We start from the raw sequence: 18,960 nt of genomic DNA, 5'->3' as shown, positions 1-18,960 counted from the left end.
CCCGCACGCCCTTTCGGTCCCGCCCTTCGAATGGACCTGCCCCCCACCAGCGAGAACCACGGAGAACAGCGTGAACGACTCACCTTCCTCGGCCTCCCAGAGCGCCGGGGCCGACTCCCCCGACCGGGTGCAGGTCATGCTCGGCGAGTGCTCCGCGGCCGACGCGGACGCGGTCTTCGAGGTGCTCGGCACCCACTTCGCCTCCGACCGTGCGGGCGCCGTGCCCGGCCACCGCGAGGGGCCGCGCCCGGCCGCCTGGGCCGGCAGCTTCGTCGTCGACCACACGCCGGCCGAGGTCGCCGGGGTGCTGCTCGCCGGGCCTGTCACGGCCGATCTCCAGGGCGGCCCCGTGGCCGTGGACCGGCTGCGCCGGACGCTGGCGGAGGCCTTCGCGGTGGAGACGGGGGGCAGCGCGGCGGGCGACCAGGAGGTGGATGTGCAGCTTCGGTTGACCAACGGATAGCGCTCCCAGTCACCGCTCCGGGCCCCTTCAGGGCGCTGTACCGCGCAGAACGGGGTACCCGATCTACTCTGGATAGCAGGAGCTGGAACTCTTCCGTGAGATCGGAGGGCATCATGCTCGTCCTCGGAGTCATCCTCCTCGTCGTCGGTTTCGTGACCGGCATCTCCATCCTGTGGACCATCGGCATCATCCTGCTCATCATCGGCGCCATCCTGTGGATTCTGGGATCGGTCGGCCACGCGGTCGGCGGACGGCGGCACTACTGGTAGACAACGCGGCCTGACGCTCCATCAGCCCGGGATCGGCACGTTGCGCGGTCTCGGGCAGAGCCGCTCGCCCCACGGTCCGATGCCGGCCTCACAGGCCGATGACGATCAGGGCCGTGTCGTCGGTGGCACCGCCGGACGGCATCAGGTCGGCCAGGATCGCGTCGGCGAGGGGTTCCGGGCCGGCGCCGTGGTGACGGGCGAGGGACCCGGCGAGGCGGCGCAGGCCCCGGTCGATGTCCTCGTGGCGGCGCTCGACGAGTCCGTCGGTGTACAGGACGAGGCTCGCCCCGGCGGTGAAGGCCGCGGCGGCCTGCGGGCGGGCCACGTGCTCGGGGCGGGCGCCCAGTGGAGGGTCGGTGGCGCCGTCGAGGAATTCCACCGTGCCGTCCGGGTGGAGCAGGGCCGCGGGCGGATGGCCCGCGCTGCTGTAGGTGAGGGTGCGATCGCTCCAGTCGACGACGGCGAGGAACACGGTCGTGGACTCGGCGCCCTCGACCGAGCGGGCGTACAGGCCGAGCACGTCGAGGGCCCGGGCGGGCCCGGTGGCCACGCGGGAGGCGGCACTCAGGGCGCTGCGCAGCTGCCCCATGACCCCGGCCGCGGCAAGCCCGTGCCCGACCACGTCACCGACGGCGACCGCGAGCCGTTCCCCGGGCAGTTCGGCCAGGTCGTACCAGTCGCCGCACACGTTGAGCGCGCCGACGGCGGGCCGGTAGCGCACGGCCGCGCTGCGCTCTCCGATAGGCCCAGGCGCGGGCAGCATCGCGGCCTGCAGGGACAGGGCGACCTCGTGTTCCCGGGCGTGGGCCCTGCGCAGCTGTTCATTGAGCTCCTGGAGCTCCCGGGCCCGGGTGTACAGCTCGGCCTCCAGCACTCTGGCCCGGTCCCCGTCCGCCGCGCCGCCCCGGCCGCGGGCGCGCATGAGCTCGGTGACCTCCTCCACCCGGTGCAGGATCAGGGCCACCTTGCCGTCCTCGTCGAACACGGGGGTGTTGACCGGGCTCCAGTACCGCTCCTCCCAGACGCCGGGAGTGGAGGGATCCACCACGTCGTAGCGCTGAAGCGCCATGGTGTCGCGCTCGCCGGTTTCCGCGACCCGGCGCAGCGAGGCGAGCAGGTTGCGCATGCCGCTGGCGTCCGGGTCGCCGGGGTTGTCGGGGAAGACGTCGAAGATGTAGCGGCCGACGACCTGGTCCCGGGTGCGGCCCGTCATGCTGAGGAAGGAGTCGTTGACGTCGGCGTACACGAGGTCCGTGGTCAGCAGGGCCACCGGGCCGGGCAGGGCGCGGAACACCACCTCGTAGTCGATGCCGGACCCGTTCACGATGCACCTGCCCGCGCGACGCCTCTTCGATCTTGTGCTCTTCACGATAGGCGGCATCGCGGAAACGGGCCCGCCGGAGGGTCCGATACGCCGGGAGGGCAACCGGATGCCGTCGCATCCGATTGCCCTCCGGGTTGGCGGGTCCGCTCGGTCAGAGCACGGGCACCGGGTAGGTCGGGTACTCGACCCCGGAGACGTGCTGGACGACGCGGATGACCTGGCACGAGTAGCCGAACTCGTTGTCGTACCAGAGGTAGAGGATCGCGTTGTCGCCGTCGACCTTGGTCGCGCCGGCGTCGACGATCGAGGAGTGGCGCGAGCCGACGAAGTCCATGGAGACGGCGTCGGGAGCGGTCGTGAAGTCGATCTGGCGCTTCAGCGGCGAGTGCAGCGACACGTCGCGGAGGTAGTCGAGGACCTCGTCGCGGGTGGTCTCGCGGCCCAGGCGCAGGCTCAGGATGGCGATCGAGACGTCCGGGACGGGCACGCGGATCGAGCTGCCGGTGATCGGCGCCTTGAGGTCGGGCAGCGCCTTGGCGACGGCCGAGGCCGCACCGGTCTCGGTGATGACCATGTTCAGCGGCGCGGAACGGCCGCGGCGGTCGGCCTTGTGGTAGTTGTCCAGGAGGTTCTGGTCGTTGGTGAACGAGTGGACGGTCTCCACGTGGCCGCGCAGCACGCCGTACTCGTCAGCCATCGCCTTCAGCGGCGGGACGATCGCGTTGGTGGTGCAGGAGGCGCAGGACAGGATCTGCTCGTCCGGCTTGATGGTGTCGTGGTTGACGCCGTGGACGATGTTGGGGACGTCGCCCTTGCCCGGGGCCGTCAGGACGACCTTGTCGATACCGGGGCGAAGGTGCTGCGAAAGGCCCTCGCGGTCACGCCACTTGCCGGTGTTGTCGATGAGGATGGCGTCCTTGATGCCGTACGCCGTGTAATCGATCTCGGACGGGTCGTTGGCGTAGATCACCTTGATGGTGTTGCCGTTGGCGATGATCGTGCTCGTCGCCTCGTCCACCGTGATGGTGCCCTGGAACTGGCCGTGGATCGAGTCGCGGCGCAGCAGCGAGGCGCGCTTGACCAGGTCCGCCTCGCCGCCGCCACGGACGACGATGGCCCGCAGGCGCAGGCCGTTGCCCGAGCCGGCCTTCTCGATGAGGAGGCGGGCGACGAGGCGGCCGATGCGGCCGAAGCCGTACAGGACGACGTCGCGGCCCTCGCGGCACTCGATCTTGTTCTCGCCGATGGCGCCGGCGACGGCCTGAGCGGTGAAGGCCTCGACCGAAAGGCCGCGGTCGTCCGCCTTGTACGTCGCGGCGAGCATGCCGATGTCGATCTGGGAGGGGCCGAGATCGAGGGTGGTCAGAGCCTGCAGGAAGGGCAGCGTCTCGGTGACCGAGAGCTCCTCGCCGGCTATCTGGCGGGCAAATCGGTGGGTCTTCAGAAGGCTGACCACCGACTTGTTCACCAGGGAGCGGCTGTGCAGCAGGACCGTCACGTCCCGCTCGCGGTGCAGCTTCCCGATGATGGGGATCATCGACTCCGCGATCTCCTCGCGGTTCTTCCAGTTGGTGAACGAGTCGTCATTGACAGTCACAGGTTCATCTTTCGAGCTAGGCGGCGCTCATATGCTAACCCCCCGCTGATTTTGATCGTTCAAGTGGTGCCCCTCTTGGTCCGGCGGCCCGGTCGTCACTCCCCTGCGGCGACGACCGGGCCGCCCGCTCAGCCGATGGCCCAGCGCTGGAGCGCGGAGCCGGTGTCGGGCTGCTGGGTGACCAGTGCCCCCTCACTCGTGGAGGCCGTGGTGAGCAGCAGTCCGCTGGATGTGGACTTGATCGTGTACCCGCCACCGGCCAGGGCGGTGACCGTCCAGTGCTGGTTGGCGCCGCCGGTGCAGGCCCACTGGATGACCTTCGCCCCGGCCGCGCGGGAGCTGTCGCTGACATCGGCGCACAGCTTCGACTCGCCGTTGGCGATCTGGTAGCTGCCGTCGGACTGACGGGTGAAGACCCAGTTCTGGTTGGCCCCTCCGTTGGGGCTCCAGGTGATGAGCTGGGTGCCCTGGGTCGTCGAGTGGCCCGGGTCGTCGAGCGACTTGCCCGAGGCCACCAGGGTGTGGGTGCCGTCCAGGGATCCGCCGGTCGCGGAGCCGGTGGGGGTGAGGGTCAGGGTCTGCTGGGCCGCGCTGCGGGCGCCGCCTACCGCGCTGCCCGTGGTGTCGGTCCAGGTGCGAGTGGGGGTGGTCTCGGCGAGCCGGCCGGCCTGCGCGGACAGGCCGAGTACGAGGCCGCTGTACCGGTTGACCAGGCGATACGACCCGGTGGAGGTGACGGGGACGATGAACCACTGCTGTCCGACGGTGGGGCCGCCCGACCCGGCGGTGGCGACGGTCGGCCTGGCGCCCCAGGCCCGTCCGGCCTTGGAGGTGGAGGGGACGCCGAGGAGCTGTCCGGTGGAGGCGTTGGCGATGCGGTAGGAGCCGTCGCCGTCGGCCGTGAACACCCAGGACTCCAACGCGGATCCGGTGGCCGACGCGCCCGAGGTCGTCGACGGGCTGCCCGGGACTTGAGCCAGGACCCGGCCGTCTCCGCTGCCGATCCGGTACGACTTCGTGACGTCGACCGGGGGCGCGGCGGGCGCCGATGAACCGATCGTGACGTCGACGTACTCGCCGTCGGCTCCGCCGTGGCAGTCGATGGAGCAGTACGACCTGAAGGTCTTGCCCACGATGGTGGAGTTGGTGCGGTTCGCGCCGTCGAGGAACCACCGGTACCAGGAGTTGTTGGTGTAGCCGCCGGTGTCGCCGATCAGGTGCCACTTCTGGCTCGCGAGGTCGTCGGTGGCGTAGAAACGCTGCGGCGCCGTCCCGTTCACCGCCTCGGGCTCGCCGATGTACAGGCCCAGGTAGGCGTTGTAGGTGATGTTCATGACGAACAGCGGTGACTTCGTGGGGAGTTGGCCCGCCGCGATCTGCTGGCTCACGGTGCCCGCATTGGCGGGGTCGTAGTCACCGGCGACCGGCGTGTACCCGGTGGAGCCGGCACCGTCGGCCGGCACCATGTTGCTCTCCAGGCCGCCCACGCCCGGCTGCGACCAGTGGCCGTCGTACCACTTCTGCCAGGAGCCCTTGGCCATCTTCGAGGAGATCGGCGCCCGGGCGACATGCGCGAGGCTGTCCTCCCAGTTGCCGCCCTTCGCGACGATCCGCGAGCCGTAGTAGACGTAGAAGTAGCCCGACGCGGTGTCGGCGAAAAGGCGCTGGTCGCCGTCGCCGTAGGAGTACGTCTCGTGCGGGAACTGCGTGGTGTCGCCGCGCTTGGTGCTGTACGGCGAGGTGATCGCGTGGTCCTTGATGGTCCAGGTCCGGCCCTGGTCCTTCGACACCGCGTAGTCGATCGCGTCGAAGTGGATGCCGTCGTTGAACGGCGCGGGGGTGAACTCGTTGTGCACCAGCCCGTACCAGTCGCCGGTGTCCGGGTCGACCCACATCCCCGACAGGTCGCAGTAGTTCTTCTGCGCATAGCCCGCGTTGCCGACCGCGTACGTCGCCTCCAGGCCGGTCGGGCTGCTGTTGCAGCGGTACGTGGTGTCGTTGTTCTTGTCGTTGGCGTTGGCCGGGTTCACCGCGTCGCTGATGGCGCTCGACCGCGAGGCGCTGTCCATGTCGGTGCCCGTGAAGAAGTCCCAGTACCGGGGGTCCTTCGCGCCGTACAGGGCGGCGGACTGCTGGAAGTAGAACGTGCCGTCCTTGTCGACATAGGCCGAGGCGGGGGTGTCCGTCGGGTGCGTGTACGGCACGGGGGATCCGACGCCGATCGTGTACGTGGCGTCCGGGGACGCGGCCGCCGCGGGCGGCACCACCGAGGCGGCCAGCGCCAGAACCGCGGCGCCGACGGCGGCCGCGGCTGCTCTGAAGGTGGGGGTGGACACGGGCACTCCTTCTGGTGTGGGAGCGGTGAACGGTGCTCGCCGGCGGCGGGGCCGACCGCGTGGTGGGCAGTCTGTGCACCACGCGGCACACCGTCCACGGACATCCGTCGGCCGGACTTGGACTTTTGTCGGCCACGGCGACGGCCGCCGGCCGCCGCGTCCCGAGGCCGGCCCTACCACGGAGGCGGCGGCCGCACTCCTGAATATGCCGAATACATACCCTCCCGCTACGACGCAGGAATGACCCACCGGAAACTGACTCAAAGCCAGTGGATATGCGCTCCTCAACCCGATCCTCAACCCATCCCTAAAAGGCACGGAACCAGATATTCCGGGCGACGAGTTTCGATACCCCTAAAGGATGAGTAAGGTGTGGATCGCTGTCGGTGAACCTGCGTAAGAGCTCGGACTCCGGCGTAACTCCGCATGGCTGGAATTCGTAGGGCGCAGGTGTCGTCTGCGGGGACGGGGAGAGGATCGTGGCTGCCGGCTCGTTCGAGGGACACTATGTGTGGCATCCGGCGGCCGACGATCGTGAGCTGGCACGCGCGTGCACGGATGTGCGGGCGGGGCGCTACCTCGGCGCCCACAACGTCCTCGAAGAGACGCGCGGGGACTACGAGTTGAGGGCCCACCGGTCCCTCGTACTCGCCTCGGAAGCGGCCGACTCGGACCTCGCGGAACGCTGGATGGCCGAGGAACCCGGCCCGGAAGCAGCCCTGTTGGGAGCGCGCGTGGCGATGATCCGCGCGCTGCGCATGGCGGATGCCGGGGATGCCCGGGCCGATGCCCTGCTGCGCATAGCGCAGGCGGCCTGTGTGCGGGCGGCGCGCCTGCTGCCCCAGGACCCGACCCCGTGGGTTGCCCAACTGGCCCTGGCCCGCATCGACGGGCCCCGCGATCCGGCCCCGAGAGGACTGCTCACCGCGCCGCCCGGCCCTTGGCAGATGTTCGCCCATGTGCTGCGGCTCGACCCCTGGCACCGCGAGGCCCATCACCGGTTTCTGGCCTGCTTCTTCACCCGTCACGGCGGTTCGGCGAGCGCCCGGTGGGACGTCGCCTCGTTCCTCAGCCACCGGGCGCCCGCCACGTCCGCGCTACGGCTGCTGCCCCTGGTCGCGCTCGTCGAGGACTACGACCCGAACGTGCTCCTCGCGGACCACACCTGGCAACAGCCGCAATGGGCCGCGACCGTCCTCGGCATTTACCACAACTGGTTTCCCCAAGTGGCCGGTTACCGTTTCACGCCCGTACTCGACCTGGCCTATCTGGCGCACGCCTTGTTCATGGCGAAGCGCGAATTCGAAGCGCGGGAAGTCCTCACCGCCATGGGTCCGTACGCATCCCGCATGCCCTGGAGCGCGTTCGGCGACCCCGGGGAACAGCTGACCAGGGCCAGGAAGTCCTGCGGACTCCCGACCCCCGCCCCGGCCTGACCACGACGGCCCACCAAGACCCGCCCGCGAGACCTACGCGTCTTTTCACCCCCAAGGAAAGGTTGCCACTGTGTCCGAGCGCACGTCCCGCACCCGCTCACCGATCCGAGACCGGGAATCATCCGTGGCACTCGATGACGATGCCACGCTGCACGCGATGGGTTATCCCCGGAAACTCACCCGGAGATTTCACGCCTTCGACAATTTCGCCATATCCTTCACCATCATCAACATCATCTCCGGAATCTTCTCCGCATTCGGTTTCGGAATGGGCGCGGGCGGCCCCCGCATTCTCGTCTTCGGCTGGATCGGCGTCTCGGTCATGGTGCTGTTCGTGGGCGCCGCGATGGGTGAAATCGCGTCCGCCTACCCGACCAGCGGCGCCCTCTACTTCTCGGCGGGCAAGCTCGCCAAGCGTCATCGTGGCGCCTGGTCCTGGTACACGGGGTGGCTGAACTTCGTCGGCCAGGTCGGCGGCACGGCCGCGACCAACTATGCCGCCGCGACCTTCATCCAGGCGTTCATCGGCATGCAGTGGTCGTCGTACGAGCCCACCCAGCAGCAGACGGTCGCCATCGCGACGGCGATCCTGCTGGTCCAGGCGCTCGCCAACACCTACACCGTGCAGCTGGTCGCCCTGGTGAACCGGATCTCCGTGTGGTGGCTCCTGGTCGGCATGGTGGTGATCGTCGTGGCCCTGACCGTGAAGCCGTCCTCGCACCAGCCGGTCTCGTTCGCGACGCACTTCGTCAACAGCACCGGGTTCAGCAACGGCCTGTACGCCGCGATGCTCGGCCTGCTCGTCACGAGCTGGACGTTCACCGGCTTCGACGGCAGCTTCCACATGTCCGAGGAGACGGTGAAGGCCACCGTCAACACGCCCAAGGGCATCATGCGCGCGATCATCTACTCGGCGCTCGCCGGCCTCGTCCTCATGCTCGCCCTGGTGTACGCGATCCGCGACTACGCCTCCGAGCTCCAGGCGGCGGCGCCGCCCGTGCAGATCCTCGTCGACGCGCTCGGCGCGGGCACCGCCAAGCTGCTCCTGCTGATTGTGATCGGAGCCATGCTGTTCTGCGGCCTGGCCAACATGACCAGCAACACCCGCCAGATCTTCGCCTTCTCCCGGGACGGGGCGATGCCGGGGTCGCGCTGGTGGCACTCGGTGTCGCTGCGCACCCGCACGCCCGTGAAGGCGGTGTGGCTCGCCGCGGCCTGTGCGCTCGTGCTGATCATTCCGGCCCTGTGGTCGCACACCGCCTTCACCGCCATCGTGAGCGTCAACGTGGTCGGCCTGTATCTGGCGTACGGGGTGCCCATCTTCCTGCGGCTGCGGCTGAGCAACTTCGAGCCGGGCCCCTGGAACCTGGGGCGCTTCGGCAAGCCGGTGGCGGCGATCGCCGTGGTCTGGATCGCGCTCAGCAGTGTGCTGTTCATGCTCCCCCAGGCCTCCCCCATCACCGCCGACAACTTCAACTACGCGCCGATCGCGCTGGGCGCGGTGCTGCTCATCGCCACCGTCTGGTGGTTCGCCACCGCCCGTCGGCGCTTCCAGGGGCCGGTCAGCTACGGCAGCCCCGACGAGGTGGCGGCGATGGACCTCATCTGACGCCGGGTCACGTCAGGCGTCGGGTACCCAACTGCCGTGGAAACCAAGGGGTACCCGGCCCGGCAGATGGATGCGGGCGACCGGCTCGCCGGTGAAGTCCTGGGCAGCCAGGATCACCAGGTCGCTCGCACCCCGCTCGGGGTTGTGGACGTAGGCGAGAGCGTAGCCGTCGTCCTCGGCCGCCTTGTGACCGTCCGCGTCACGCGGCACGAACACGGCCTCGCCCGCGGCCGCCGCCTTCGGCAGCCGGTGCACCTCGGAGGTGCCGCGCAACAGGTCCTGCTTGATCAGGGCGCTGCCGAACGCCTTGTCCGGCGGGACCCCGTCGACGGTCTCGTACGCGGCGAAGAAGTCGGCGGCGGCCGCGGAGTAGCCGTACCGGTGACGCCTGGACACCCTCGCCTCATTGACCCGCGGGAACTCCTGGGGCCGGTCGTCGATCCGCCGCTGATGGACGCGGCCGTGCTCCAGGTCGATCGTCCAGCGGTCGAGCGCGGGCGTCCCGGTCGCGGCCGGCCCGCCGGAGTCACGCCCGGCGACGAAGAACGGCGCGGGGTAGGTGGTGAGGTCCATGACCACCGCCGCTCCCTCGTCGTACGCGTTGAGCGTGTGCGAGTAGAAGACGGGGTCCACCTCGAACCAGCGGACCGGGCCGCCCTCGCGCGGCATGACCCCGACCCGCGCCGCATGGTGGTCGTCCCACACATACGGCACGGGCGCGCCGCTGCGTGCCGCCTCCGGATCGAAGGAGACCGGGATGTCGATGACGACGACGTGCCGCTCGGTGAGCCCGAAGTCGTGCACCATCGAGCCGGCGGGCATGGGGATCCGGGTCGTCCTGGTCACCTTCCCGGTGCGGTCCACGACGATGTGACGGACGTGGTCCCAGGCCGGGTAGTACGCGATGGCGTGCAGTTCGTCGGCGTGGGCGTCGTACTTGGTGTGGGCGGCAAAGGCCCCGCTCAACGTGCCCCGGAAGTCGTACGGGCGCACCGTGTTGAGCTCGCCGTCGAGCTCGTACGGCAGCGGCCCGCTCTCCTGAGTCGCGAGGATGCGTCCCTTGTACGGGATCACATGGGTGTTGCAGGCGAAGTCGTCCTCGGGCACCGGACCCGGGTACTTCTCCCCCAGTTTCCCGGCGACGGCGGCCGAGCGGACCCAGCGGTTGCGGTACCACTCGGCGCGGCCGTTCCTGAGGCGGACGCCGTGCACCATGCCGGGGCCGATCATCCAGTGGTGGGCTCGCGGGTCCTCGATGCCGAAGGCGTTGGGCCCGTTGCGCAGATAGCGGCCGTTCAGCCCGCGCGGGATGCGGCCGGTGACGGGCAGCGAGAACGCCGTCAGCTCTTCCGTCACCGGCGCGAAGACGCCTTCGTAGAAGGGGCTGCCGCCCGGGGCCGCGGAGGCGGCCGGGACCGTGGCCGCCGCCGGCCCGCCGCCCAGTGCCATCGCCCCTCCCGCCAGCGCGATCGCCGCCGTGCCCCGCAGCACGTTCCGCCGAGTGTGACCGGTCATTGCCGGGCCTCCTGCCTTCTGTTCTCGCCGTACGGATCTGTCGCTCACGATCCTGTGGCAGGAGCGGCCCCGGGGTCAGGAGGCCTGGGGCCCGGACAGGGGTGGTGCCAGGCCCCCGGGTGCCAGGTGGTTGCAACCCGCTTGCAACCACCCGCATGGTGAGGTGTGACTGCCGGATCGCGCACCACGGCCCGTAGGAGCGAGGGAGACGATGACGCCCGCAGACCACCCGGAACCGACGCCGACGGCAACGGACGCCCAGACGGTCGACATCACCGTCGCGGCGGGCGAGTTGATCCGAAGGCTGCGCTCGATGCACGGTCCGCTGATGTTCCATCAGTCGGGCGGCTGCTGTGACGGCAGCGCGCCGATGTGCTACCCGGCGGGCGAGTTCCGTACCGGCGGCTCGGACGTCCTGCTCGCCTCCCTCGCGGTGGAGGGTGTCGACGAGCGCATCCCGTTCTGGATGTCGACGAGCCAGTACGAACTCTGGCGGCACACCCGGCTGATCGTCGACGTGGTGGAGGGACGGGGCAGCGGGTTCTCGCTCGAAGCGCCGGAAGGAGTGAGGTTCCTCATCCGGTCCCGGCTGATCTGAGCACCCGCCGCCCCCTGGGAGCTCAGCCCTGGTCGCGTACGGCCGCGATGCCGTTGAAGACGCCGATGTACGCGGTGCCGTCGGGGCCGATGGTGATCGGCGCCCAATTGTTGTCGTACGCGGGGCCGGTCCCGGTGAGCTTCCTCCAGCGGACGGCGCCGGTGCGGAAGTCGACGGCGGTCAGGTACCAGGCGTCGATGCCGAGCGCGTTGGGCTCCTTCTCGTAGAAGTACACGAGCCCGTTGGCGGTCGACAGCTTCGGCACGACCGAGGGTGAGCGGACGGCGCTCTGCCACACCGTGTCGCAGCCGCTGCCGTCCTTGCGTACATCGATGCGCGTTGCTCCTCCCACGACGCTGCGACCGAAGGTGAGCGAAGTCAGGTTCTCGTAGCCGTAGTTGTTCTCGACGACGAGGCTGTTGCCCCAGGTGATGAGGGAGTTGTCGGTGGTCGACTGCCCCGAGCCGAACACCGGGATCCTGCACACCTCGCGCTGTCCGTCGGGCACGTCGTTGCCGCGCCGGTAGACGACGACGTGCATCCGGTCGTCGGCGTTGTCGGTGATCGCCACATAGCCGTCGCCGAACAGGTCGGGGGTGGTGCCGGAACCCTGGTTCACGGAGCCGGGCTTGGTGCCGGTCCCCCGGTCGTAGGTCTGGCGCCACTGCACGGTGGGCGTGCCGTCGGCGGCGGCGCGGAAGCTGTAGAGGGCGTGGTCGGAGACGATGGACACGCCGTCCTCGGCCACGGAGAAGGAGTTCTGGATCTCCTCGCCGGCGAGCCGCGTCGAGTGGACGGCCCCGGTCCCCGGGTCGACCGTGCCCACGCGGCCGAGCCGGGTCACCCACCAGATGCGCCCCTGCCAGTCCGGCATGACGGAGGTGACAGGGTCGCAGGTGCCGCTGGGGAAGAGGTTGGTCCAGCTGATGCAGTCGTGCGGAACGACACCGGAGAGATCCCAGTCGTTGTCGACAACGAACGCCCAACTGCCGTCCGCCGCCTGCCGGTGCGCGATGCGCAGGATGTGGTGGCGGGAGTCTGCGAGGACCACCCGGTCGAGGTTGTCCAGGTAGAAGTAGGCGCCGCCCGAGGTGTCCTTGAAGATCTTCTCGAAGTCGAGCCGGGTGATCGCCTCGACGGTGGAGGGGCGCTGCGGCAGTTGGTACTCGGCGAGGGTGGCCAGGGTGTGCGCGTCGAGGAGCTTCAGCTTGAAGCCCTGGAACGTGCCGCACACGGTGATGAGCCGGCCCGCCGCGTCGAAGGTGGCGGTGGCGCACTCGCCGCCGAGCGGCGCGATCTGCTCGCTCGTGACCTGGGGATCACGCCCGAGCGGCCCGGAGTACGGGTGGGTGCCGCTCCCCCAGGAGTCACCGTGCATGCCGTTGCGCCCGTTGGCCGCCATGAACGGGTTCTGCGCGGGCACGGGCGCCGCAACCGGCTGCGCGGTCGCGGGAGCACCCTCGTACTGACTGACCAGCCGGTGCCCGGGCGCCTTGGGAATCTCAGCGGCCCGAACCCCACCCGGCCCCACGAGGGTGCCGGCGGTGACGGCAAGCGTCAGGGCCAGCACACGGGCAAACGCTCTGGGGGACATGCGGCTCCTAGGTATGCGTACGAAAGAAGGTCGTCGCGCCGCCATCGGACGTTAGAGGTGCGTGCTGGAAGTGTCCATGGAAGGTGAGGGGGTTTCATGTATGCGTCATGGCCGCGCAACACGCCCTACGAACAAGCCCAGTTGAGGGCAGCGCCCTGAAAGGGCGCGGGGAGCAGCGCAAGCACCACGCACGGGCCGCACCCGAGAGCGGGTTTCAAGGGCGCGGGGCTGTGACATTGTGCGGCTCCGCCGCGTGGGCGCAACAAGCGCCACCGGCCCCGCACCCCAAAGCTCAACCCCGCAGGGTTTACTGAGCGAGCCTCCGCTCAAGCGGGGTGCGGAAGCTCGGCTTGATGCGCACAGAGCCGAAGAACGCAGCAAGCCGATCAGCTTCGGCGGCGATCGCCGCCCGCGCATCCCGCCCCACCCCCGCCCCGGCGAGGACCTCCGTAACGATCGACCCGTCGCCCCGCTGGGCCCACCCGCCCACAACCCGCCCGTTCCACCACACACTGGGCCCGATGTTCCCGTTCGTGTCGAAGAGTTCGGCCACATGCGCGGCATCGAGGTACCAGTCACGATGCCGCCAGCCCATGGGGGTGGGATCGAGGGCGGGAAGGAGCGCCGCCCAGGGCTCGGGCTCGGCAGGGGGTTCGAGGTGGGCGGGCAGCGCGTGCCCCGGACCGGCGTCGAGGTCGACCTCGACCGCCTCGGTGCGGGCAAGGGCCTTGCGGGTGTCGGTGAGCGTCCACCCCGTCCACCACTTGACGTCCTCCGCGGTGGCGGGCCCGAACGCGGCCAGGTACCGCGCCGCGAGCTCCGCCTTGGCCTCGTCGAGGGGCAGGTCGGGGTGCGGTTCGGCGGGGATCCAGCGGTACTGGCTGGAGGCCCAGGTGCCGAGCGGCCGGCCGCGCCGGATGCGGCTCTCGGCGGCCATCACACCAAGGAACCGGCTGGTGATGCGGGGCCGGGCCTCGTACGGCTTGCCCTCGGACTGGACGATCTGTGACTTCAGGTCGGGTACGTCGTCGGCCAGTTGGGCGGCGGTCGCCTCTCCTCGGCGCTCAAGCGCGGCCAGCACCGCGGCCTCGGTCGCGGCGAACCAGCGCTCGTCGAAACCGAGCTGTTCCTGGATGACCTTGGCGAGGTTCCTGCGTTCGCGGGCCGCGACGGCGCGGGCGGTCGAAGCGTCCACGACGGGGGCGAGCTCGCGCGGCACCACGAACATGGTGCGCCGCATGCAGAGCATCCGCACCAGCGTGTGGTCCTCGTACAGTGCGCGCTCCAGGTCCGCCACCGAGGGGTCCTTCAGCCGGGCGGCGACGCTGAGGTAGACGGACGCGGGGTCCGTGGCGTGCAGGCCGAGCACCGCCTCGGCGACCGCCTCCGGTGTACGTGCGCGGGCGGCGGGGCTGAGCAGGTGGCGGGCGCCGAGACGGGCGCGCCGCTCCTCGGCGGTGATCTTCCGGCGGGCCTTGGTCATGGCTTGAGGCTACCGACCACACCGGCTGTCGCGTTGAGGCCGTCCTGGATGGTGGTCGCCATGCTCGTACCGGCCAGGACGAAGCCGAGCAGCGCGCAGACGATCGCGTGGGAGGGCTTGAGCCCGCCGCTCCGCAGGAAGATCACCGCGAGCACGAGCAGCAGTAGGACCACCGAGACCGATACAGCCATGACGAGCCTCCTCCGCCGCGCCGAATCGCGGCACTCGGGCGTCAGTGTGGCGGAGGAGGCGCTGTTCACCGGTTCAAGACATGTCCCCCGTACGGGTGTTGACTGCGCGTGATGCCGCTACGCGCCGTGGCCGCGGAGGAAGGCTTCGAGTCCGGCGAGGTCGTCGGTGTTGAACCAGTCGATCCCGGCGGTGTACAGCTCGCGCCACAGGGCGCCGCGTTCGGGCCCGGCGACGTCCGGGGTCGCCCAGAACCTCAGCTGCCGGCGCCCCGCATGGGTGCGGGCCACCAGGTCGTGCAGCAGGGCGCGTTCGGCGGCGGGGAAGGGTCCGGCGCCGGTCCAGGTGAAGTGGTCGGTCCATGCCTCGCTGATCAGCGGGATGAAGGAGGCGGTGGCGGCCGTCCCGAGGTCGTCGAGCCGCCCGTCGTAGAAGGCGTACCGCACCTGCTGCGCCTCCATGGGCGTACGGGCGCCCCGGTCGCCGGAGACGACCGCGGTGATGGCACTGGTATGCACCCGGCCGTGTGCGTACGAGCTGAAGAGATGGCGGTACGGGACGAGGTGCCGGTCGAGTTCGAGATAGGTGGCCGCCCCCTCGGTCTTGATGTCGATGAGCAGCTGGAGCGGGTGGCGGTAACCCCGGTACACCGAGCCGTGGTTGGCGCGGATCAGCTTGTGCAGCGGGTCGAGGTAGAGGGATTCGAGGGTGCGGCTCGGGTCGAGCTCGGTGGGGTCGTGGCCGACGAGAAGCTGGCCGTCGACGAGGAAGATGTCGGCCTCGACGCTGGTGAAGCCGTGGCCGAGGGCGTCGAAGAGGGGGTGGGTGTGCTCGTAGTCGTTGTGCGCGTGGGTTCTGCGCAGGGGTCTGGGGCCGGAGGGATGCCCGGCCGCGCGGGCGGTGCCGGCCAGGACGGGCACGGCGACGGCTGCGGCGAGGGCGGTGACAGCGCTGCGACGGGTGAGGTGGGCCGTGGGTGCGCTCCCGGGGAACGAGGGACCGGACGCGACCGAGTATGCGTGGGGCCTGCTCACAACTGATGCATGACTGAGCAGAGTTGGCCGGTCCTTCGCCCCGCCGTCACCTGCCGGTCAGGCCGGCGGCGGGACGTCCCAGCTGACCGTGCGGTCGCACCAGCGGTCGAGGAGGACCTGGTCGTGGCCGACGGCCAGCAGGGATGCCTGCGTCTCGCGACGGTAGTTCTCGACCGCCGCGACCAGCGCGGCCGTCGTCGAGGCGTCCAGCATCGCGGTCATCTCGTCGCAGATCAGCAGGCGCGGACGCAGCACCAACGCCCGTGCCAGGCAGGCGCGTTGGAGCTGGCCGTCGCTGACCTCGTGGACGCTGCGGGTCAGGAGGTCGCCGCCGAGGCCGACCGCACGGGCCAGTTCGTCGACCCGCTCGCGGATCTCGATCCGCCGCCCGGTCGCCTTCAGGGGTTCGGCGATCAGGTCGCGCAGCCGCAGCCTCGGGTCGGCGGAGAGCCGGGGCGACTGGAAGACGACGCCCACGGTGGTGCGCAGGGCGCGCGGAGCGCGGTGGCGGTAGTCGGTGACCGTGGTGCCGTCCAGGACGACCGTCCCGGCGTCGGGCCGGTGCAGCAGGGCGGCGACCCTGGCCAGGGTGGACTTGCCGCAACCGCTGGGGCCGAGCAGACCGACCGCCTCGCCGCGGGACACGGCCAGGCTCACGTCACGTACGACGGGCTTGCCCCGCTCGTAACCGGCTGTGATGTTGCTGAGCTCAAGCACGGCTGGGGTCCTCCGTGTGGGCGTGGTGGCAGGCGACCCGGCCGTCGAACCGCGGCTGGGTGCCGCAGAGCGCGTCGGCCAGGTCGCAGCGGGGTGCGAACGCGCACCCCGCCGGGAGGTCTCCCAGCTCCGGCGGCATACCGGGGATGGGCTGGAAGGACCGTTCCGGCAGGGCATCGAGCAGACCACGAGCGTACGGGTGAAGGGGACCCGGCTCGCCGAAGAACCTGGTGGCGTCGGCGAGTTCGACGATCCGGCCCGCGTACATCACGGCGACCCGGTCCGCGATCCGGGCGGCCGCAGCGAGGTCGTGCGTGATCATCAGCAGGGCGCGGCCCTCGTCCACGGTGCGGCGCAGTTCGTCGGCCGTGCGCTCGACCAGCGCGCGGTCGAGCCCCGTCGTCGGCTCGTCGGCGAGCAGCAGGGGTGCGTCACCGACGAGGGCGAGGGCGGTCGCGGCGCGCTGGGCGAGGCCGCCGGACAGTTCGTGCGGGTAGCGGTCCAGGTGGTCGGCCGGGAAGGCCGCCCGCCCGGCAGCGGCGTGCGCGGCGGCACGCCGCTCTTGGCGCGGGACAGGCCTCAACTCCCTTATGGTCTCGGACAGTTGACTACTCACGGTGCGTACTGGGGTCAGGTGGGCGGCCGGGCTCTGCGGTACGAGGCCGATGCGCCGGCCCCGTACCGTGCGGGCGAGCAGCCGCTCGCCGGCGGTGATCAGGTCCGTGCCGTCGTCGAGCAGCGCGGCACCCTCGCATTCGGCGTTGGCGGGCAGCAGGCCGAGCAGCGCGGAGGCGAGGACCGACTTTCCGCAGCCGCTCTCGCCGACGAGCGCGAGGCACTCCCCCACCGCCAGGTCGAAGGAGGCATCGGTGACGGCGGCGATGTGTCGGCCGCCCCGCATCCGGAAGCGTACGGACAGGTTCCGTACGGACAGGGTCGCATTGAGGGTCCCGGCGGTCACAGCATCAGCTCCGATCGGCGGCGCGGGCTCAGCCGTTCCCGCCAGGCTCCGACCAGGCCCGCGATGGCGAGGGTTGGCAGGATCAGGAGGAGGCCGGGGAACAGGGTCGGCCACCAGTCCCCCGCGAGCAGCGAGCCGCGCGCGCTCTGGACGAGGTTGCCTAGGCTGGCCTGGTGGGCGGGCAGACCGAGGCCGAGGAAGGACAGGGCGGACTCGTGCCACATGGCGTGCGGCACCATAAGAACGGCCGCGAGACCGGCTTGCGGCACCACACCGGGCAGTAGATGACGTACCGTCACCCGCCACCGCGAGGCACCGCCCGAGATCGCCGCGTCGATGAACGGGCGCGAGCGCAGGGACAGGATTTCGGAGCGGACGATGCGGGCCGTCGACAGCCAGTGCGTCAGCGCGACCGACGCCACGACCGGCCACACCCCCGGTCGGAACATCGCCACGACGAAGATGCCGAGCAGCAGGTGCGGTACGGACGAGCAGGTGTCGACGAGCCGCATGACAACCCGGTCGGTCCAGCCGCCGAAGGCTCCGGCGGCCGCGCCGACCGCCGTGCCGATGAGGGTTGCGGCGAGGGCTGCGACGGCGCCCACCATCAGCGAGACGCGCAGCCCGTACACGCAGCGGAGCAGCAGGTCGCGGCCGACGTCATCGGTGCCGAACGGGTGGGCCCAGGACGGAGGTCGGAGCTTTTGGGCGAGGTCCACGGCCTGTTGGTCGAGCTGGGCCAGCGGCGGTACAAGGACGACGGCGAGCACGACGACAGCCATGATGATCACCGAGGCGCGGACGCGCAGGGTGCGGGTGGACCGACCAAGGACCTTTTGCAGCGGGCTCTGGCGGGCGTCAGCCATCGAATCCCACCCTCGGGTCGGCGAGTCCGTAAAGGAGGTCGGAGAGCAGGTTGCCGAGGAGCACGGCGGCGGTCGCGAGCACCGTGAGGGCGGCGAGCAGCGGGAAGTCGACGGAGGTCGCGGCCTGCACGGTGGCGGCGGCGATGCCGGGCCAGCTGAAGACCGTCTCGACGAGCAGCGCACCGGTGATCAGTTCGGGGACGCGGGAGCCGATCAGGGTCAGCATGGGGAGCATGCCGGAGCGCAGGGCGTGGCCGGTCAGGACGGTGCGTTCGGCGAGGCCGCGCGCCCGTGCGCCGCGCACGGGGTCCTCGTCCAGCGCGTCGCCGACGCCTTGGCGTACGTACAGGAAGAACCAGGGCAGTTGGGACAGGCCGAGCACGCCCGCCGGGAGCACGAGGTGGCTGATGACCTGGCCGGGGGTGACCGTGTCGCTCGCGGTGTCGGTCAGGCCCCCGGCCGGCAGCGCGCCGAGTTCGAGCGCGAAGAACCAGATGGCGAGCAGGCCGAGCCAGAAGGCGGGGGCGGCTTCGAGGGTGTAGGCGGCGGAGCTGACGCAGCGGTCGAGCCAGCCGCCGCGGCGGCGCGCGGCGAGCACGCCGAGCGCGGTGCCGAGCAGGACCGCGATCGCGAAGGCGGCGGTGGCGAGGAGTGCCGACCAGCCGATGCGTTCGGCGATGACGTCGGCGACGGGCTGGCGCAGCACGCTGGAGTCGCCGAGGTCGCCGGTGAGGGCCGAGCTCAGCCAGTCCCACCAGCGCCGGACGAGCGGCTGGTCCACGCCGAGGTTGGCGCGCAGCTGGTCCAGATCGGCCTGGGAGGCGGTGAGTCCGGCGGTGCCCGCGTACGCCTTGACGGGGTCGAAGGGGGACGCGGCGGCGACGGCGAAGACGCCGAAGGTGACGGCGAGCAGGACGGGGACGGCGGACAGGATCCGCCGCCCCGTCATGCGGCCCATCGCCCCCCACG

Annotated in this window: 17 protein-coding genes; 5 read left to right on the top strand and 12 right to left on the bottom strand. The window is 70.6% G+C overall.

Going from position 1 to position 18,960, the window contains the following annotated elements; genetic code table 11:
• Positions 1–70: 70 nt before the first annotated feature.
• On the top strand, positions 71–463 hold the full coding sequence (locus tag IE206_RS14230; protein WP_189962493.1) for a hypothetical protein: 393 nt from the start codon (positions 71–73) through the stop codon (positions 461–463).
• Positions 464–576: 113 nt separating this feature from the next.
• The gene (locus IE206_RS14225; RefSeq protein WP_189962492.1) at positions 577–732 is read left to right on the top strand and encodes a DUF6131 family protein; all 156 of its coding nucleotides are present in this window, start codon (positions 577–579) and stop codon (positions 730–732) included.
• Positions 733–820: 88 nt separating this feature from the next.
• On the opposite strand, the gene IE206_RS14220 is transcribed toward IE206_RS14225, so the two are convergent.
• The 3 genes from IE206_RS14220 to IE206_RS14210 all read right to left on the bottom strand — a co-directional run bounded on the left by IE206_RS14220 (position 821) and on the right by IE206_RS14210 (position 5,989).
• Positions 821–2,056, bottom strand: coding sequence for a PP2C family protein-serine/threonine phosphatase (locus IE206_RS14220; protein WP_226599485.1), 1,236 nt, complete (start codon positions 2,054–2,056; stop codon positions 821–823).
• Positions 2,057–2,207: 151 nt separating this feature from the next.
• Positions 2,208–3,653 carry a glyceraldehyde-3-phosphate dehydrogenase gene (locus tag IE206_RS14215; protein WP_189962490.1) on the bottom strand — a complete coding sequence of 482 codons (1,446 nt, stop codon included), beginning with the start codon at positions 3,651–3,653 and terminating at the stop codon, positions 2,208–2,210.
• A 128-nt stretch (positions 3,654–3,781) separates the two neighbouring features.
• Entirely contained in the window at positions 3,782–5,989 is a 2,208-nt protein-coding gene (locus tag IE206_RS14210) for an RICIN domain-containing protein (RefSeq protein ID WP_189962489.1), read from the bottom strand.
• Between the two features lie 479 nt (positions 5,990–6,468).
• Here IE206_RS14210 and IE206_RS14205 point away from each other — a divergent pair, with 479 nt between their 5' ends.
• Both IE206_RS14205 and IE206_RS14200 read left to right on the top strand, forming a co-directional pair.
• Entirely contained in the window at positions 6,469–7,425 is a 957-nt protein-coding gene (locus IE206_RS14205) for a hypothetical protein (RefSeq protein WP_189962488.1), read from the top strand.
• A 157-nt stretch (positions 7,426–7,582) separates the two neighbouring features.
• Positions 7,583–9,034, top strand: coding sequence for an amino acid permease (locus IE206_RS14200; protein ID WP_189962618.1), 1,452 nt, complete (start codon positions 7,583–7,585; stop codon positions 9,032–9,034).
• 12 nt (positions 9,035–9,046) lie between these two features.
• Here the strand turns inward: IE206_RS14200 and IE206_RS14195 are convergent, their stop codons facing one another.
• Positions 9,047–10,549: a carotenoid oxygenase family protein gene (locus IE206_RS14195; RefSeq protein WP_189962487.1), complete on the bottom strand. Its 1,503-nt coding sequence runs from the start codon at positions 10,547–10,549 to the stop codon at positions 9,047–9,049.
• Between the two features lie 211 nt (positions 10,550–10,760).
• On the opposite strand from IE206_RS14195, the gene IE206_RS14190 reads away from it, so the two are divergent.
• The gene (locus IE206_RS14190) at positions 10,761–11,147 is read left to right on the top strand and encodes a DUF779 domain-containing protein (RefSeq protein ID WP_189962486.1); all 387 of its coding nucleotides are present in this window, start codon (positions 10,761–10,763) and stop codon (positions 11,145–11,147) included.
• A 22-nt stretch (positions 11,148–11,169) separates the two neighbouring features.
• Here IE206_RS14190 and IE206_RS14185 read toward each other — a convergent pair whose 3' ends face one another.
• The 8 genes from IE206_RS14185 to IE206_RS14150 all read right to left on the bottom strand — a co-directional run bounded on the left by IE206_RS14185 (position 11,170) and on the right by IE206_RS14150 (position 18,949).
• Positions 11,170–12,741 carry a hypothetical protein gene (locus IE206_RS14185; RefSeq protein WP_189962485.1) on the bottom strand — a complete coding sequence of 524 codons (1,572 nt, stop codon included), beginning with the start codon at positions 12,739–12,741 and terminating at the stop codon, positions 11,170–11,172.
• A gap of 307 nt (positions 12,742–13,048) precedes the next feature.
• Entirely contained in the window at positions 13,049–14,224 is a 1,176-nt protein-coding gene (locus tag IE206_RS14180) for a winged helix DNA-binding domain-containing protein (RefSeq protein WP_189962484.1), read from the bottom strand.
• On the bottom strand, positions 14,221–14,415 hold the full coding sequence (locus tag IE206_RS14175; protein ID WP_189962483.1) for a hypothetical protein: 195 nt from the start codon (positions 14,413–14,415) through the stop codon (positions 14,221–14,223). Before IE206_RS14175 ends, IE206_RS14180 begins: the two co-directional genes overlap by 4 nt.
• Before the next feature lie 117 nt (positions 14,416–14,532).
• Positions 14,533–15,333: a phosphatidylinositol-specific phospholipase C/glycerophosphodiester phosphodiesterase family protein gene (locus IE206_RS14170; RefSeq protein WP_189962617.1), complete on the bottom strand. Its 801-nt coding sequence runs from the start codon at positions 15,331–15,333 to the stop codon at positions 14,533–14,535.
• A gap of 171 nt (positions 15,334–15,504) precedes the next feature.
• On the bottom strand, positions 15,505–16,164 hold the full coding sequence (locus tag IE206_RS14165) for an ABC transporter ATP-binding protein (protein ID WP_189962482.1): 660 nt from the start codon (positions 16,162–16,164) through the stop codon (positions 15,505–15,507).
• Positions 16,157–17,140, bottom strand: a complete 984-nt coding sequence (locus IE206_RS14160) for an ABC transporter ATP-binding protein (RefSeq protein ID WP_373300920.1) — start codon at positions 17,138–17,140, stop codon at positions 16,157–16,159. Before IE206_RS14160 ends, IE206_RS14165 begins: the two co-directional genes overlap by 8 nt.
• The gene (locus IE206_RS14155) at positions 17,122–17,991 is read right to left on the bottom strand and encodes an ABC transporter permease (RefSeq protein WP_189962481.1); all 870 of its coding nucleotides are present in this window, start codon (positions 17,989–17,991) and stop codon (positions 17,122–17,124) included. Before IE206_RS14155 ends, IE206_RS14160 begins: the two co-directional genes overlap by 19 nt.
• Entirely contained in the window at positions 17,984–18,949 is a 966-nt protein-coding gene (locus tag IE206_RS14150) for an ABC transporter permease (RefSeq protein ID WP_189962616.1), read from the bottom strand. The genes IE206_RS14155 and IE206_RS14150 overlap by 8 nt, the downstream gene beginning before the upstream one ends.
• Between the last annotated feature and the right edge of the window lie 11 nt (positions 18,950–18,960).

Source organism: Streptomyces violascens, from assembly GCF_014649955.1.
Taxonomy (GTDB): Bacteria; Actinomycetota; Actinomycetes; order Streptomycetales; family Streptomycetaceae; genus Streptomyces; species Streptomyces violascens.
This window is presented reverse-complemented; position numbering and strand designations above follow the sequence as displayed.